Below are 268 nucleotides of genomic sequence, written 5' to 3'. Positions count from 1 at the left end.
CATGTGAAAGGAAGTACTGAAGCTCCTCCTTTATTAGAAGAGGTGCTTGATCTTTTAGGATCAACTAATGTTGCGCTTCATCTTGAAATCAAAACATGTGGTGAAGTTGAGCGTGAAAGGCTTTTATCTCAAAAAGCACTTGCGTTGATAAAAAATCGAAATTTAACAGAACGGGTCTCTGCAATCAGTTTTGATCCTATAAGCCTTCATCCTTTTATTGAAGCAGGAATACCATCTGGTCCATGTATTGATCGTTTTGAAGGTGATA

At 37.7% G+C, this 268-nt stretch carries 1 pseudogene; it reads left to right on the top strand.

The features are described from left to right. Nucleotides 1-268: pseudogene (locus tag ACFINO_RS10915) on the top strand (glycerophosphodiester phosphodiesterase); the annotation flags it as partial.

This window comes from Bartonella sp. AA83SXKL, assembly GCF_042196965.1.
Taxonomy (GTDB): domain Bacteria; phylum Pseudomonadota; class Alphaproteobacteria; order Rhizobiales; family Rhizobiaceae; genus Bartonella.
Note: the sequence above shows the minus strand (reverse complement) of the source record. Positions and strands in the feature narration are given on the sequence as shown.